The following is a 14,721-nucleotide window of genomic DNA, read 5'->3' as shown; positions in this document are numbered from 1 at the left end:
TAAGGTCCCTCGCGGACTTCCTGCTACTGATATTCGAGAGCTTCGGGAATCAGCGCGCGGATGGTTTCCGGCTTATCGGAAACCACCACAATGTCGACCCGGCGGTTCAGTTCCATCAGGGCCTCCGTGGAGTCGTCGTTGACCTGGCGGGCAGAGCCGAATGCCACCGCGCCCACACTCGCAGGCGCTATCCCACCGTTGTCCACCAGGTAGCGCAGCACGTTGACCGAACGGGCCGAGGAGAGCTCCCACGTAGAGGGATAGGCAGTGATGCCGTTCGCGGCGTGGCCCTCCACCATGATTTCCAGTCCCGTTGGCGCCATGACGGGCGCGATGATGCTCAGCACCTGGGATGCACGCTCAGTCAACAGCGGCTTGTCGGGTTCGAAAAAAGCCTGCGACCCCACCAGCTTCACCGTCAAACCGCGGGAGGAAATGGTGAAGTCCACGTTCTCACTCAGGCCGGCAGCGGCGAGCCCTGCTTTCATCTGCTCCTGGAGACCCTTGAGCCGGTCGGCCTCCTGGATCGCCTGTTCCAGTTCCGAAAACGCCTGGGCGTCGCTGTTCACCTGCTCAGGGGGGACCACGGTGCCCTCCGCCGTATCCACTGTTGTTGTGGCCACAGTGCCAAATCCGGTGGCAAGGGAGTTACGCAGTTTGTCGAACTTGTTCTGGTCCACGGTGGACATGGCATACAGGACGATGAAAAGACACATAAGTACTGTGACCATGTCCATGTAGGACGCCATCCAGCGTTCGTCGACGTGGTGCTCTTCGGGTTTCTTGCGTGGGCGCCGGCGGGCACTCACGCTGCAGTGTCCATACTGTCAACGCTGAGCGGACCAGTTTTGCTGCTGCCCGGCTTCTTGAGCTGGTGTTCAGGAACCATGGCCCGGAGCCGCTCCGCCAGCAACAGCGGCTTTGCGCCGGCCTGGACAGCGAGCATCCCTTCCATCAGGAGCGTGCGGCGTTCAATGTCGAGTTCGGAGAGCCGGGAAAGACGGGAGCTGAAGGGCAGCCAGATGAAGTTTGCAGAAAGCAGTCCCCAGAGCGTCGCAACAAACGCCGCGGCGATCATATGTCCCAGCTCGTCGGGCTGGGAGAGGTTTTCAAGTACGTGGGTCAGGGAGACAACGGTGCCGACGATCCCGACAGTGGGCGCGTAGCCACCCAAGGATGCGAAGAACTTCGAGGCGGAGTGATCGCTGCGGGCCTTGGTATCAATCTCGTCCTCCATCTGCATCCGGAGGTCTTCGGCATCAGTGCCGTCGGCAATGTTCTGCAGTGCCCGGGCAAGGAAGGGATCCTTGACGTTTGTTGCTTCTTCTTCGAGGGAAAGCAGTCCCTGGCTGCGGGCCTTTTCTGCGAAGCCAACCAGCTGGTCAATGCTGTCCTGGGGTTTGGCCGTTTTCCCAATAAACATTGCCGGGAGTGCCTTGAAGGCGTGGGCCACGTCCTTGAAAGTGTTTCCTGCCAACCCGATGGCCAGGGTCGCTCCGAAAACCAGGATCATGGGGGCCGGCAGCAGCAGGGACGACAGGCTGCCGCCTTCGAGCAGGACCATGGTAATAAGGGAACCAAACGCCAGGAGCAGGCCAATCAGTGTTGCGGGATCCATGGGTCTACTTTCCTGGCCGGAGTGGCCGCGCGTTGGCCACGGGGCTGTCCGGTTGTTCCTGCGGATTGGGGACGAGGCTCAGCGCAGCACCTGTCACTGTTGGCAGGTCCCTCGCGCGGCTCAGGACATAGGCGCGATAGTTGGCAATCAGCTCCACCACCTCTGCGAGGCTTTCCTGCACCACGTACGCGGCGCCGTCGAGCGTTAGGAGGTGGGTATCCGGGCTCTCATGGATCCGCTCGATCAGGTCGGGGTTGACCGCGAAACGTGAACCGTTGAGGCGTGTCACGACAATCATGGCCGGCTGCTCTCTGGAGGTGCTGTGGCAGGCGCCGCAACTACTTGTGGGGGTGTTCTTCCTGTACTGTCGGCCCACTCACCGCCCGCGTTAGGCGGCCAGCCCAACCTCATCCATTTTTCCTGCCGAACCCCGCGGCTTTGCGGTGACCTGCGCCGAGGTCGCGGGAGCACGCCGAGGTCGCGGGAACGCTCCAGCGAAGTCGCACCGCTCCCGCGACCTCGGCCCCACCGCCCCTCCCGCTAAGGTGCTGGGCGGAAAATACTGTCCTGATCGTTGGTATCAACGACCACTGAGCCGTCGCCGAGAAATCCCGGTCCGCGTCCGCGGAACCACGTAGTCAACTCCTGTGCGGGAACCGGCCTTGACATGAAGTATCCCTGAGCCAAATCGCAGCCGTAATCCGTCAGCGCGCGGTAGACCTGTTCGTTCTCGACGCCTTCGGCAGTCATCTGCAGGCCCATACTGTGGGCCAGGTCAATTGTCGACACCACCAGGGCAGTGGCCCGGGCATCATCCATCATCGTCAGGATGAAAGACTTGTCGAGTTTCAGTTCATCGATGGGCAGCTCCCGCAGGTAGGAAAGCGAGCTGAACCCCTTGCCAAAATCATCGACTGCAATCCGCACACCCATCCTCCTCAGCTCAGCCAGGACTGTTCGGGCCCGTTCCCTGTCAGCAACCAGGACATCCTCGGTGATCTCCACTATCAGAACGGACGCCTGCAGCCCGCGGACTCCGCACATCTCCGCCACCCTGGCGGGCAGCAGCGAATCCATGATGGCGCCAGCGGGAAGGTTGACGGCTACGGGGACGGAGGTCCCGACTTCCTCCCAGACTGCGGCCTGGTCGAGCGCCTTTCCTAAAACAACCTCAGTGAGCGAGGGCATGAGCCCAGCCTCTTCGAAGCGCCTCAAGAACGCATCGGGAGGCAGGACGCCGAGAATCGGATGGTTCCAACGAACCAACGCCTCGACGCCGCTGACCTGTCCGGTTAAGAGGTTGACCTTGGGCTGGAAATGCAAGATCAACTGATTGTCGCTAAATGCATGGTTGAGATCCTGCACCGTGTGAAAGTGGCCGTCATGGGGCACGCTGGAGCTTTCGGAATAGACCAGATAGCCCGTGTGCATCGATTTGGCTCCATACATGGCCATGTCAGCCTTGCGAAGCAGCTGGCTGAGGTCCACGCCTTGGCTTGGGAAGCACGATATCCCGATGCTTGCATTGACCTGCACACTCACACCGGAGAGATCGTAGGGCCGAGCAAGTGATTCCCGGAGCTGGACTGCCACAGCCTGAGCGGCCGCAGGCGAGCAGTCCGCTACATGGGCGACAAATTCGTCACCCCCCATTCGCGCCAACAGGTCGACAGGTCGCAGCTGTTCCGCCAGCCTTGCAGAGACCTGACGGAGCAGATCGTCCCCCACATCATGGCCAAGCCCGTCGTTGATTTCCTTGAACTTGTCTATGTCGAGAAGCAAAATAGCGCTCGGCTGCTGGAGGTTTTCAGCCAACCTCGGGGGGACGTCTGCATAGAGTGCACGCCTGTTGTGCAACCCCGTCAGCTCGTCAGTCCGAGCCTGGTGCGTCAGGTCAAGAAGGTGCATGCGTTGCCGGAAAACCAGGGGAACTGCAGCCAGTGCCAGGGTAAGGGAGGCCAAGACAACGGCGAGAAACAGCACGTTGTGCAAGGCAGCGATGATGAGGACCCCAAGGGCAGTCGCCGTCGCCAGCGCCGGGATGGTCTGGACAGGAATTGCCGGAAAATGCCGGGATGCAGTCGCGTTCACCTCTTCGTGAAACACTGCCCAGCAGCCGATGAGTGCGGTGCCCAGCGCCCACGTCGCATCCAACGGTGTGCCGGGGATATACATGCCATCAAGTTCCAAAAAAGCATAGGAAACATCGGCTGCAGTGAAAATGAGCAGGCCCAATGCAAGAAGGGTCCACTCCCGGCCAATTTTTCGCCCTGGAGTGGCCGCAATCCCAACAACAACTGCGAAGAGCATCAGATCCAGCAGCGGGTACACGCCACTGAACCAACCAGATCCAGAATCAGTCCCCGAAGGGGCCAATATCGGGCCGAGGATAACAACCAGCGCAGCTCCCGCGCCGAGCGTTCCCACGGCACAGTCCAGGACGACTGGCCACGTCATGGTCCGCAGTCGCCGGTAGACCACCACAAACAGCGCAGCAAGCATCAGAAGATAGAAACCGACATACCCGATATCCGCCAGTGAAGGCACCGGCACTTCATCTCCACCGGCGGAATAAAACACATAGTAGGTGTCCCCCGCAGCCTGAAACGCCAAGGCAGCAGCCACCAGGCCAACGTCAAGGCTTCGCTTGTGCCGACGCGTGGCACACCACCAGCAGACAAGCGCAGGACCCCACATGGTGAGCAGGCTGAGAACACCATCCACCAGCAGATCGAATTGCGCCGTCTTCCGAAAGAGCACTCCAGCTGCGTAGGAGACCACAATGACCCCCAGGAATCCCACGACAATCCAGACCTGGCGTTCACGGCCCGTCCCCAAGGACACAACTTTGTCACTGTCCCTCAACGGATCCCCCTACACGGTTCCCTAGGCTGGCACTCACCGCCAATTGGTTAGAGCCGTCACAGTAGGCTACTGCAGGGAAAGGGGCTACCCGACCACTGGAACAGAAGGCTCATTGGCTAGCGCTTCAGGTTGCTCAGCTCCTGGAGGACCTCGTCCGAGGTGGTGATGATGCGGGCGTTGGCCTGGAATCCGCGCTGGGCCACAATCAGGTTGGTGAATTCCTGGGACAGATCCACGTTGGACATCTCCAGGGTTCCACCGGCCAGCGTGCCCAGGCCTGCGTCTCCGGCAGCGCCCAGCTGGACGTTGCCGGAGTTGGCCGTTGCAACGTAGGAAGATCCGCCGGCTTTTTCCAGCCCTGACGCGTTGGTGAAGTTCGCCAGCGCGATCCGGCCCAGCGTCTGCTTGGTGCCATTGGAAAAGGAACCGATCAGCGATCCATCGGCGCCCAGGGTGAAGCCTTCCAGTTGGCCTGCGGCGGCTCCATCTGATGCCGTGGCCGTGAGATTGCTGTTGCCGGCGAACCCGGAGACGGCCGAGAGGTCCACTGTGACTCCTCCGACAGCCAGGTTCCCACCGCTGGTACGCACACCATTGGTGAAGCCAAGGGTTCCGTTGGCTGTTGCACCATTGGGGCCGACAGCGCTGGTGTTCCAGCCAGCATTCGTTTTGGTGAACGTCAGCGCCACGGTGGTTGCTTCGCCGTTGGCGTTGAACGCCTTGACGTCGCGCGTCACTTCGGTTCCGACGGCGGCGTCGCTGGGCAGGTTTCCTGAGGTGCCCACGCGGGTGGTGGCCGACGCCGGGGAAAGGGTATTGGTGGACAGCGCCAGGCTGGAGGTGGGACCGCCAGTGTTGACGACGCCGTTCACGGCGGGCCAGCCCTGAAGCACGGCACCGTCCGGGCTCACCAGCTGCCCGGATGAATCGAAGTTGAACGATCCTGCACGCGTGTAGAGGTTCTGCCCGCCTTTGCTGGTCACGAAGAACCCGTCACCGTTGATCATCATGTCCTCGGCGCGTCCTGTGGTCTGTGAGGAGCCCTGGCCGAAGTTGGTGGTGACAGCGGCTACCTTGACGCCCAGGCCAACCTGGGCCGGGTTGGTTCCGCCGCTTTCGGCCTGCGGCCCGGCAGCGCCCTGGGTCAGCTGCGACAGTGTGTCCTGGAACTGGGTGGTGGAGGACTTGAAACCATTGGTGTTCACGTTGGCAATGTTGTTGCCTGTGACATCGAGCATGGTCTGGTGGGCCCGAAGGCCGGAGATTCCGGAGTACAGCGAGCGGAGCATGGGACTGCCTTTCGTCAAAGAGTAAGAAGTGCGGAGCGCAGAAATGAGGAGTGCGGAGGGGCGGAAAAGTCAGATGTCCATGGTTTCCTGTGGCTGTCGGGGCGGTACTGCTGGCGCAGGGGGTGTGCCGGGAACAGTGGGGGCAGCTCCGACGCCGCTGATGGCATCCAATGGAATACTCACCGTGCCGACTGTGACAGTGGGCACGGTACCGGCGTAGGACACCGAGCCGGCAACCCCGGAGCCTGCGGTACCGTCGGGCAGCGTGTAGTCCACGTGCTGGCCCACCAGTGCGGCTGCAGCTGAGCGCATCTGCAGCGAGAACCCCTCCTTGCTGTTGGCCGCCATCTCAGTTGTTTTCTCCATCATGGAAAGCGAGATGGTCTGGGACATCATCTGGTTGGTGTCCATCGGCGCGCTGGGGCTCTGGTTCTTGAGCTGGGCCACCAGCAGCGACATGAAAGCCTCAGAATCGAGCGATTGCGCCGGGTTGCGCGGGGTAGCCGCCGCAGTGGAGGCTCCGATACCGGAGACGGGCTGAACTGTCATTGCAGGTCCTTCGCGTAGAAACAGGTGAAGTTGGGAAGCTGACGTGGTGAAATCAGACAAGGATGTCGAGCGGCTGGTGACTGCGCCCGGTAGCTGCAACGTCAGCAACTGGCGTTGCAGGCCCCGACGACGGGACGGTGGGGTCGGCGTCGGACATCAGGGGCACCACCCGCGGCGGCGGCTGTCCTTGCTGACCGAAGTTCTGCTGGCCAAAACCGGGCTGGCCGAAACCGGGCTGGCCAAAGTTCTGGGCACCGGGACCGGGCCCTCCCCCGCCGTTATTCGGCCCCTGCGCCGGGGCAGCCTGCTGTGGCGGCGGCCCGCCAGCTGGTGGAACAATCAACGGAACTTCATGATCAGAGACCAGCAGGGTGGCAGATAGTCCAGAGGCGCTCAGGCCAAGCCGCAGTTCGGGAAGAATGTTGGACAGGGCGGCCCGGGCTGATTCCCCTGCGAACAGTTCAATGCGGACACCCCCGGGGCCAATGTGCGCCTGGAGGGTGATGGTTCCCAGACTCTCCGGGCTGACCCGCAATGTCATGGTGTGGTTGGTGGAGCCCGCGGCCAGGGAAAAAAGTGGGCTCGCCAACTGCCCGCCGAGACCCTGGTGGGCCGGCGGCTCCCCCACCGCAGTCCGCGATACCAGGGCTGGCACTGGAGTTTGCGCTGCAGGTGCCGCTGCGGACGCCTCCGCCTGCGGCGGTACCACTCCGGCCGCTGTCACGCCTGCCAACAGGGTGGCCGGCGAACTCGACTGTGCCGGCGACTGTCCGCCGGTCGGCGCAGGCGACGTCGCATTCACCACTGAAGGAAGCGATGCTGCTGCACTCTCACGTGAGGGAGCTGCAGCATCGATGGCTTCAGCCGGGGCGTTGGAGAGGGATATGGCACCACGATCGGATGCAGGCTCCGCGAGATCTGCTGCGGGTCGCGCGGACGAATGCCGGCCCTGGCTTACGGCAACGTGGACGATATCGACATTGCTGGGATCGACAGTAGCGGCATCGGTGCCCACTGCTTCCACTCCTGCTGGGACCGCAGCTACGATTCCAGGACTCACAGCCAACGACTTCCCGCTGGACTCTGCATCGCCTTCAGGACCTGCCACATCAGACTGTGTTGCCTCGGAACCTGCAGTCACGGAAAGAGCTGCTGCAGACGCAGGGCCCGCAACCGGAAGCCCCGCAACCTGAGGAACGAGGACCTGGATCGCCAAAGCTGGGACGTGTGCCGCAACGTCCGGCCCGGTGCCCGGTTCCGACCCTGCATTAGGATCAGGGTCAGATTCGGCACCAGATTCGGCATCCTCGACACCACCAGTGGTGGTGGGGCGCGCAGCGTCCTGGGTGACCGAGGCAAGAACGCCAGCGAATGCACCGGCTGACATCTCGGCGTCGGGCGTGCCAGCTGACGTAGCCGCGCTGGATCGCTCAAGAGGCCTGGCCACGCTGGGAAGCGCCGTTGCTACGGAACTCATGCGCCGCTCCCGCCAGGGACAATACGCCTGATGGAGGTCAGGTTGGACTGCTGTTCCCAGGCGTCGCGGATCTGGATGGTCTGGCCGGGGACAGGTGCGTCGATGGCTTTGCCATTGCCCAGGTAGATGGAAATATGTTCGCCACCGAAGCTCACCAGCAGGTCGCCCGCCTTCGCTTCAGCCAGGGATGCCACGGGTGTGCCCTGGTTCATCTGGTCGCTGACTACCCGGGGCAGGTCGATGTTCAGGTCCTTGAAGACCCGTTGGGTGAAACCGGAGCAATCCATCCCCGTGGCCGGGTCGGTACCGCCCCAGACGTAGGGCACGCCAATGTACTTCTTGGCAGCCGCCACCACTGCGTCGCCGTTGACCGTCCCGGGTGCAGCCGGGACAGCAGCAGCCGCCGTGGCACCCGAAATACCAGCGAGGACCGTGGCGGACGACGTCGGCGAGTTGGCTCCAGCGGCCTGTGCAGCAGGCAGCCCGCCGAGGACCGACGATGCTGTGTCGGTGGTTCCCAGCGCTGCGTTCAGGGCCTGGCTGAACAATGCAGGGTCGGCTGCCGCGGCAGCAGCAGTACCTGCGGGCTTTGCCGTGATGGGTTGCTTGAGCTGATCGATCATGCTCTGGATGCCCTGCATCCGGCCAATCACATCTGTCATGCTCATGGCCTGCTGCCCTCATTTTCGCGGTGCCAGGTGACGGAGGCAATCTCATCAAGAGCGCCCTGTTCGGTTTTCAGGTCCAAGGCAAGAATCTCTGCATCGTGGCGGATCTCGAGTTTTTCAAGTCCCACCGACCGCACCCTCGCCTGGGTAAAGTCGCGGCGTGCTGCGCTGAGCTGTGTCTCGGCGTCGAGGGTCAACGACTGAAGCTCAGTGAGCATGCTCTGCGTAGCGGACCGGGCGGCCGCCACGGCGCGCAGGCCAACGGCGCTGGTGACGCGTTCGGGTGACTGGTCCAGGTCCTGGCGGGCAGTAGTCTCACGGGCTCGGACGGAACGCGAGCGGGATGCGGCCCGGGACACCACACTGGCGGCCTGGTCCTGCTGGATGCGACGGATCCGCAGCAGACCTGCAAGCGAAAATTCCCGGCTCATGGCCGAACCCCCAATGTAGTAACCAGAGCCGAGAGCTGCCGCCACGCCTCATCAATGTCCGTTGACTGGTCCATGCGCTGCTGCACCAGGGTGTTGATGGCCTGCTCGTGCCGGAGCGCAGCATCCACCAGTGGGTTATTGCCCGGCTGGTACGCCCCCACATCAATGAGGTCCTGGGCCGCCTTCCGGGCTGCGAGGACTTTGCGCAGGACAGCGGCATCGGCTGTCCTGTCAGCCGGATTCACTTTCGAGGCAACACGGGAAATCGAGCCCAGCACGTCAACGGAAGGAAAATGCCCCGTGACGGCAAGCCTGCGGTCCAGGACCACATGGCCGTCCAGGATGGATCGTGCAGCATCAGCAATGGGCTCGTTGTGGTCATCGCCGTCTACCAGGACCGTGTAGATCCCTGTGACAGAGCCGCGCTCAGCGGTACCGGCGCGCTCCAGCAACTGTGCCAGCACGGAAAAGGTCGACGGCGGGTAGCCACGTGTTGCGGGGGGCTCTCCTGCGGACAGGCCAATTTCCCGCTGGGCCATGGCAACGCGGGTCAGTGAATCCATCATCAGGACCACATGACGGCCCTCGTCACGGAAGGCCTCGGCGATCCGCGTGGCAGTAAAGGCCGCACGCATGCGCATCAGCGCAGGCTCGTCAGAGGTAGCCACAACCACCACGGAACGGGCCAACCCTTCGGGTCCAAGGTCATCTTCGAGGAACTCGCGGACCTCACGGCCCCGCTCCCCCACCAGCGCTATCACCGAGACCTCGGCGTCGGTACCGCGGGCCATCATGGACAGCAACGACGATTTGCCCACTCCGGAACCGGCAAAGAGGCCCAGCCGCTGGCCCTTTCCCAGCGTGGTCATGGTATCCAGGACCCGCACACCCGTCTGCAGCGGATCAGTGATCCTGGCGCGCTGCATGGCAAGGGGTGCGGCCTTGTCAATGGAGACCACTGGGCCGCTGTTCAGCGGCCCCTTCCCGTCCACCGGACGGCCCAGACCATCCAGCACGCGGCCAAAAAGGCCCAGCCCGGTCGGAACCGTGGCAGGACTGCCTGTGGCCCGGACCGGATCGCCCGCGGAGATTCCGGTCAACCGGCCAAGCGGCATGCAACGGACGGCGCTGCTCGTGACCGCCACGACTTCAGCTTCAAGGTTGCCGTCGGTGCCAACACGCACAAGGTCTCCGACGGCGCAGTCGAGGCCTGAGACCTCAAGGCCCAGACCCACCACTGAGGTCACGCTGCCCACGCGCTGTGGCTGCGCTGCATGGCGGGCACGGCCCAACCGTTCGGCCAGCGGGCGCGGCTGCAGGACGATGCTCATGCTGGGTCCGCCAGAAGTGCTGCGCTGGCTCGGTCCAGGGCTGTGGCCAGCCGTGCATCAAGCCAGCCGTGCTGGTACTCCGCTACTGCATCTCCTGGATTCAGCGTGGAATCTGCAACGAGGTCGACGCCGGCCGCAGCAACTGCTGCGTGTCCGGCGAGCGCCTGGAGGTCAGCTGGGTGAAGCCTGATGCGATTGGCACCCCCGGGTTCGTCTCCAGCCAAGGCACGGTTCAGTGCCGCCTCGGCAGTCCGTGAGCCGTCTGCGATCTCATAGCCGAGCAGCGCCTGGGCCAGGTCCACTGAACAGTGCAGGAGCGTCTGTTCGGCATCCTGGACAGTGGCGGCATTGAGTCGTTGGAGCGCAGCCGCAGCAGCTTTGAATGACTCGGTCGCTGCCGTCAAGGCCAGCCTAACGGCCTCAGCTTCGGCGTCGAGGGCAGCGGCGCGGCGCTCGAGGATCAGTCGATGGTCCTCGGCTGCTACTTTCGCTCCGGCGGCATACCCCGCGGCGTGTCCCTGCACAAACCCGTCGCGGTCCGACACCGCACCAACTTGGCGCAGTGTCGGAAAAACGACCCGTGACGGGGCGGCCACCGGTCCGGCGGACGTCGGTCCGGGAGTAACCGGCGCGCTGGACGTATCGCTATTCAACAAAACTGTCATCACCATCACCCCGGCGCAGGGTGATGACACCATCGGCCTCGAGCGCACGCATGGCGCGGACTATTTCAGCCCGGGCTTCTTCGACCTGTGAGGATCGGACCGGACCTGTGGCATCCATCTCTCCACGGAGGATTTCCTGGTTGCGGCCGGAGACGTTGGTGGTGACAGTTTCAATCATTGCCTCTGAAGCACCCTTGAGGGCCACGGCCAGGACACTTGCATCCACACCCCGAAGAACCTGCTGAACGTCCTTCCGTTCTAGGGTGATGATGTCCGAGAAGGACACCATCCGGTTACGTAGTTCCAGGGCCAGCACAGGGTCCTTCGCGTCCAGGCCCTCCATGACGGAGCGTTCTGTTCCAGAATCCGATTTGTTGATGATGTCCACCAGTGGCTGGATTCCACCAACGGCATCGGACTTGTGCCGGGATCCAATGGCACCGCCGCGCAGCTTGAGGGATTCCGCCACGACCCGGACTGCCTCAGGAGCTGGTGAGCCCATGGTTGCAATCGAGTGGGCAACATCGGACCGAAGCATCCCGTGCAGTCCCGCCATGACCGCCGAGGCATGCCTCGGGCTGAGGTGGGCAAGAACCAGGGCAATGGTCTGCGGCAGCTCGGACTCAAGCAGGGCCAGCACCTGGACCGGTTCTAGGTCTTCCAGGAACTCAAATGATCGGCCGGCCATGGTGACGGCAAGCCGGTTCATGACGGCACCCGCCTTGTCGCTGCCAAAGGAGGCTGTGAGGAGACCCTCGGCCAGTTCACGGCCGCCGCGGGCGCTGCGCCGTCCGCTGAGTGCAGCATCGTGGAAGTCGGCCAGGACATCCTCCGCCACGTCGGCATCAACTGACCTGAACCGCACGATCTCGGCTGCGATGTCCTCCGCCTCAACCTCGCTGAACTGCGACAGTACCCGGGAGGCGTTTTCGGCGCTCATCTGCATCAGCAGGACGGCGGCCTTCTGGGTGCCGGACAACTGTGGATTGGCAGATCTCATACAGACTGCCTGTCACTCATCAGGCTGCGGAGGTAGTCAGCTGCCTGCTCGGGGTTGGCTGCCACGAGGGAGTCCACCTCGCCCCGCCGGCGTTCGGAGAGGGCGGCTTCCATTCCCAGGGCAGGTCCGCCACCAGCCGGCATCCCAAGTGCTGCGGGATCCGGGCTGGGCACGGCGCTCATGGCAATCGCTGCGGTCATGGGTGCCGGGTCGATTGCTGGTGCTCCGGGCAGGAGGGCAAGGTCAAGGCGCTCACCGAGGTCTACCGGTTCGCGGAGCTGCCTGCGTCGGCGCATGATGGCAATGATGATGCCCAGGATGACAATGGCCAGCAAAGCGCCACCGGCCAGCATCAGGGTGCTCATCAACGATGCCTGGCGCTGTGCTTCTGCTTCGGCTTTCGCGGCGTCGAGGGACGCGTTGGCAGCATCCGCAGCTGCGGTGCTGAACGGAACCATTTCCACAGTGACAACGTCTCCGCGGTCCGCATTGAGACCTGCGGCCGAGTTCACCAGGGCAGTCAGGGAGTCAACGTTCAAACCAGCAGCAGCCGTCTGGTTCACTGCTACTGAAACCGTCTGCCGGCGAACTTCACCTGGCGGAATCACCCTGTCCTCGGTGACCTTGTTGACGGCGTTGTTCCGTGTGTTGTCCTCTGAGGTGAAGGTTCCATTTCCGGAGGTATCTCCCGGGACAGCGATGTTGTCTGGTCCAAGGACTCCTGCCGCGCCGCCACCGGTACCCGTGTAGCTTTCGGTTGACGTTGACTCGCTCAGCGGAGGGGTGTCTGGAGTGTTGCTGAAGGTTTCGCTCTTCTGCTGCGCCGACTCCCCGGTGACGTCTGCAGCCACGGCAACTGTGGAGTTGCCCGGACCCAGGACGCGGTCCAGGACAGCGCGGACAGCATCTCCGGTGCGCTGCTGGTAGTCCTCGGCCTGTTGGGAGGAGGAACCTGCAGCCCCGCCCCCCACCGTGGAAAGGACATTGCCCTGGGAGTCCACCACCGAGACATCAGTGGGTTTCAGGTTTTCGATCGCTGCGGAGGTCAGGTGCACTATTGCCTGGACCTTGTCGGCGGAAAGGGTGGTGCCCGGCGCGGTTTCGAGGAAAACCGAGGCAGTGGTGTCAGGAGTTGTGGACACGAAGACTGTGCGTTCGGGGATGGCCAGGCGAACTGCTGCCGTTTGTACACCGTCCATGGCGCCAATCGTGGCTGCGAGTTCACCTTCCAGTGCCCGCTTGTAGGTCACGGACTGCTGGAATTCCGAGGACGTGACGCCCAGGTTGTCCAGCAGTGAGTAGCCGGTGGCCGCCGCGGTGGGAAGCCCGGCAGCGGCCGCTTTGAGCCGTTCTTCATAGACCTTTTCTTCGGGCACCATGATGGTGGATCCGCCGTCAGTGAGTTCGTACGGCACATTGTCGGTCCGGAGCTGTTCGACGATTCCGCTGGCGTCTGTGTCCTTCAGTCCGGAGAACAGGGGCGTCAGGGCGGGCTTGGTCATCCATGCTGACAGGGCAACAATTCCTACCACCAGCAGGGCAGCGCCTAGAACGGCAAGGGTTTTCTGGCCGGCTGTGAAGCCGGCGATTCCCGAGCCGATCCGCTTGAAGAATACGGTGATCTGCGGTGGCATCAGGCTTGCATCCTCATGATTTCAGTGAACGCGTCAACGCCCTTGTTGCGGACGGCGGCCACCAGTTCCAGGGTGATCTGGGCACGGCTGGCTGCCAGGGTGGCGTTGTGGATGTCAGTCAGGTCCCCCGTGACGGCGGACACGGCCAGTTCCTTGGACGTGGACTGCAGCTGCTGCAGGTTGTCCACGGCGCCAGTCAGCGACGCGGCAAACCCGGAACCGTCCGTTCCTGCGGCAGCTGTGCCGCCAACGTATCCAGCGGGCTGCGTGCCCTGGACTGGTGCAATGGGGAGTATCGGCATCAGCCGCGTCCAATCTCGAGGGCTGCCAGGTACGTTTCGCGGGCGCGATCCACAACCTGGGCGTTCATCTGGTAGCCGCGCTGGGCCATAATCAGGGCACCCATCTGCTCTCCCATGTCAATGTCTGGATATTTGACGTTTCCGTCAGCGTCGGCGAGCGGATGATCCGGCTGGTAGACAATCCGCCCCTCCGCGTCGCCGTACTGGATTCCCTTGACGAACACGCCCTGGCCGTCGGTGCTCTCAGCCGCTTCGACATAGCGGGCGCGGAAGGCGTCCCCGTCGGTGGCGGTGGCCGTGTTCATGTTGGCCATGTTGTCGGAGACGGCGTCGAGCCATTTCCGGTGGACCGTCAGCGCAGAACCTGCAATGCCAATTGCGTCGAAGGTCATCCGGAGGTCCTCATGGCAGCGCGGAGGCCGGTGAATTCTCCGCCAATAGCGCGGGCAGCGAACTGGAAGCGCAGCACTGTATCAACGTTGGAGAGCGTCTCGGTGTCGATATTGACGTTGTTCCCGTTGAGTTCCGTGGGTTCCAGGGACGTGGCGACCGAGGCGGCGGCGTGTCCATTTCCGCGGGCAACGGAAGACGCCAGGGCGTCTTCGAACGTCACGCGTCCGGCGCGAAAATTAGGTGTGTTGACGTTCGCGATGTTGTTCGCGATGGTTCGCTGCCGCAGGGCGAGCCCGTCAAGGGCGCTACCCAGCGCAGCAGAGGTCACGGATTCGAGCACGGGTATCCTGCCAGGCTAAAAAGTGATGGCCGATCCGTGGCCGGGAAGCGAGCAATCCGTGCTCTGAAAACTGTTATCGGCACCGCAGGGGTTGCCGTTAGGAAAAGTTCCGAAGATGGCGATAAATATATGCTGGCTCCACGTCAGCAGGTTGGTTCT

Annotated in this window: 16 protein-coding genes; all 16 read right to left on the bottom strand. The window is 63.0% G+C overall.

What is annotated here, in order from left to right; genetic code table 11:
• Positions 1-23: 23 nt before the first annotated feature.
• Positions 24-809, bottom strand: a complete 786-nt coding sequence (locus QMG79_RS02130) for an OmpA/MotB family protein (protein WP_283536918.1) — start codon at positions 807-809, stop codon at positions 24-26.
• The gene (locus QMG79_RS02125) at positions 806-1,618 is read right to left on the bottom strand and encodes a motility protein A (protein ID WP_283536917.1); all 813 of its coding nucleotides are present in this window, start codon (positions 1,616-1,618) and stop codon (positions 806-808) included. Before QMG79_RS02125 ends, QMG79_RS02130 begins: the two co-directional genes overlap by 4 nt.
• 4 nt (positions 1,619-1,622) lie before the next feature.
• The gene (locus QMG79_RS02120; RefSeq protein WP_283536916.1) at positions 1,623-1,916 is read right to left on the bottom strand and encodes a flagellar FlbD family protein; all 294 of its coding nucleotides are present in this window, start codon (positions 1,914-1,916) and stop codon (positions 1,623-1,625) included.
• A gap of 242 nt (positions 1,917-2,158) precedes the next feature.
• Positions 2,159-4,483 carry a putative bifunctional diguanylate cyclase/phosphodiesterase gene (locus QMG79_RS02115; RefSeq protein ID WP_283536915.1) on the bottom strand — a complete coding sequence of 775 codons (2,325 nt, stop codon included), beginning with the start codon at positions 4,481-4,483 and terminating at the stop codon, positions 2,159-2,161.
• Positions 4,484-4,599: 116 nt separating this feature from the next.
• Positions 4,600-5,772, bottom strand: a complete 1,173-nt coding sequence (locus QMG79_RS02110) for a flagellar hook protein FlgE (RefSeq protein ID WP_283536914.1) — start codon at positions 5,770-5,772, stop codon at positions 4,600-4,602.
• A gap of 69 nt (positions 5,773-5,841) precedes the next feature.
• On the bottom strand, positions 5,842-6,321 hold the full coding sequence (locus QMG79_RS02105; RefSeq protein WP_283536913.1) for a flagellar hook assembly protein FlgD: 480 nt from the start codon (positions 6,319-6,321) through the stop codon (positions 5,842-5,844).
• 52 nt (positions 6,322-6,373) lie between these two features.
• Positions 6,374-7,798 (bottom strand): flagellar hook-length control protein FliK, encoded by a 1,425-nt coding sequence (locus QMG79_RS02100; protein ID WP_283536912.1) that lies wholly within the window; start codon positions 7,796-7,798, stop codon positions 6,374-6,376.
• Entirely contained in the window at positions 7,795-8,466 is a 672-nt protein-coding gene (locus tag QMG79_RS02095; protein ID WP_283536911.1) for a C40 family peptidase, read from the bottom strand. The genes QMG79_RS02100 and QMG79_RS02095 overlap by 4 nt, the downstream gene beginning before the upstream one ends.
• A complete protein-coding gene (locus QMG79_RS02090) occupies positions 8,463-8,897 on the bottom strand; it encodes a flagellar FliJ family protein (protein ID WP_283536910.1) in 435 nt (144 codons plus the stop codon). Before QMG79_RS02090 ends, QMG79_RS02095 begins: the two co-directional genes overlap by 4 nt.
• A complete protein-coding gene (locus tag QMG79_RS02085; protein WP_283536909.1) occupies positions 8,894-10,228 on the bottom strand; it encodes a FliI/YscN family ATPase in 1,335 nt (444 codons plus the stop codon). Before QMG79_RS02085 ends, QMG79_RS02090 begins: the two co-directional genes overlap by 4 nt.
• On the bottom strand, positions 10,225-10,893 hold the full coding sequence (locus tag QMG79_RS02080; protein WP_283536908.1) for a FliH/SctL family protein: 669 nt from the start codon (positions 10,891-10,893) through the stop codon (positions 10,225-10,227). Before QMG79_RS02080 ends, QMG79_RS02085 begins: the two co-directional genes overlap by 4 nt.
• Positions 10,874-11,893: a flagellar motor switch protein FliG gene (gene fliG, locus QMG79_RS02075; protein WP_283536907.1), complete on the bottom strand. Its 1,020-nt coding sequence runs from the start codon at positions 11,891-11,893 to the stop codon at positions 10,874-10,876. The genes QMG79_RS02080 and fliG overlap by 20 nt, the downstream gene beginning before the upstream one ends.
• On the bottom strand, positions 11,890-13,527 hold the full coding sequence (gene fliF, locus QMG79_RS02070) for a flagellar basal-body MS-ring/collar protein FliF (RefSeq protein WP_283536906.1): 1,638 nt from the start codon (positions 13,525-13,527) through the stop codon (positions 11,890-11,892). The genes fliG and fliF overlap by 4 nt, the downstream gene beginning before the upstream one ends.
• A complete protein-coding gene (gene fliE, locus QMG79_RS02065) occupies positions 13,527-13,829 on the bottom strand; it encodes a flagellar hook-basal body complex protein FliE (RefSeq protein WP_283536905.1) in 303 nt (100 codons plus the stop codon). Before fliE ends, fliF begins: the two co-directional genes overlap by 1 nt.
• The gene (locus tag QMG79_RS02060; protein WP_283536904.1) at positions 13,829-14,221 is read right to left on the bottom strand and encodes a flagellar basal body rod protein FlgC; all 393 of its coding nucleotides are present in this window, start codon (positions 14,219-14,221) and stop codon (positions 13,829-13,831) included. The genes fliE and QMG79_RS02060 overlap by 1 nt, the downstream gene beginning before the upstream one ends.
• Complete coding sequence (flgB, locus tag QMG79_RS02055; protein WP_283536903.1) at positions 14,218-14,562, bottom strand: flagellar basal body rod protein FlgB; 345 nt, start codon at positions 14,560-14,562, stop codon at positions 14,218-14,220. Before flgB ends, QMG79_RS02060 begins: the two co-directional genes overlap by 4 nt.
• Between the last annotated feature and the right edge of the window lie 159 nt (positions 14,563-14,721).

The sequence above is a fragment of the Pseudarthrobacter sp. PS3-L1 genome, from assembly GCF_030063285.1.
Lineage (GTDB): Bacteria > Actinomycetota > Actinomycetes > Actinomycetales > Micrococcaceae > Arthrobacter.
Note: the sequence above shows the minus strand (reverse complement) of the source record. Positions and strands in the feature narration are given on the sequence as shown.

What these genes read in the sequence shown, in the direction of transcription:
- QMG79_RS02125 (WP_283536917.1), bottom strand. Translation starts at nt 1,618, where the DNA reads ATGGATCCCGCAACACTGATTGGCCTGCTCCTGGCGTTTGGTTCCCTT.
- QMG79_RS02120 (WP_283536916.1), bottom strand. Translation starts at nt 1,916, where the DNA reads ATGATTGTCGTGACACGCCTCAACGGTTCACGTTTCGCGGTCAACCCC.
- QMG79_RS02110 (WP_283536914.1), bottom strand. Translation starts at nt 5,772, where the DNA reads ATGCTCCGCTCGCTGTACTCCGGAATCTCCGGCCTTCGGGCCCACCAG.
- QMG79_RS02105 (WP_283536913.1), bottom strand. Translation starts at nt 6,321, where the DNA reads ATGACAGTTCAGCCCGTCTCCGGTATCGGAGCCTCCACTGCGGCGGCT.
- QMG79_RS02100 (WP_283536912.1), bottom strand. Translation starts at nt 7,798, where the DNA reads ATGAGTTCCGTAGCAACGGCGCTTCCCAGCGTGGCCAGGCCTCTTGAG.
- QMG79_RS02095 (WP_283536911.1), bottom strand. Translation starts at nt 8,466, where the DNA reads ATGAGCATGACAGATGTGATTGGCCGGATGCAGGGCATCCAGAGCATG.
- QMG79_RS02090 (WP_283536910.1), bottom strand. Translation starts at nt 8,897, where the DNA reads ATGAGCCGGGAATTTTCGCTTGCAGGTCTGCTGCGGATCCGTCGCATC.
- QMG79_RS02085 (WP_283536909.1), bottom strand. Translation starts at nt 10,228, where the DNA reads ATGAGCATCGTCCTGCAGCCGCGCCCGCTGGCCGAACGGTTGGGCCGT.
- QMG79_RS02080 (WP_283536908.1), bottom strand. Translation starts at nt 10,893, where the DNA reads ATGACAGTTTTGTTGAATAGCGATACGTCCAGCGCGCCGGTTACTCCC.
- fliG (WP_283536907.1), bottom strand. Translation starts at nt 11,893, where the DNA reads ATGAGATCTGCCAATCCACAGTTGTCCGGCACCCAGAAGGCCGCCGTC.
- fliF (WP_283536906.1), bottom strand. Translation starts at nt 13,527, where the DNA reads ATGCCACCGCAGATCACCGTATTCTTCAAGCGGATCGGCTCGGGAATC.
- fliE (WP_283536905.1), bottom strand. Translation starts at nt 13,829, where the DNA reads ATGCCGATACTCCCCATTGCACCAGTCCAGGGCACGCAGCCCGCTGGA.
- QMG79_RS02060 (WP_283536904.1), bottom strand. Translation starts at nt 14,221, where the DNA reads ATGACCTTCGACGCAATTGGCATTGCAGGTTCTGCGCTGACGGTCCAC.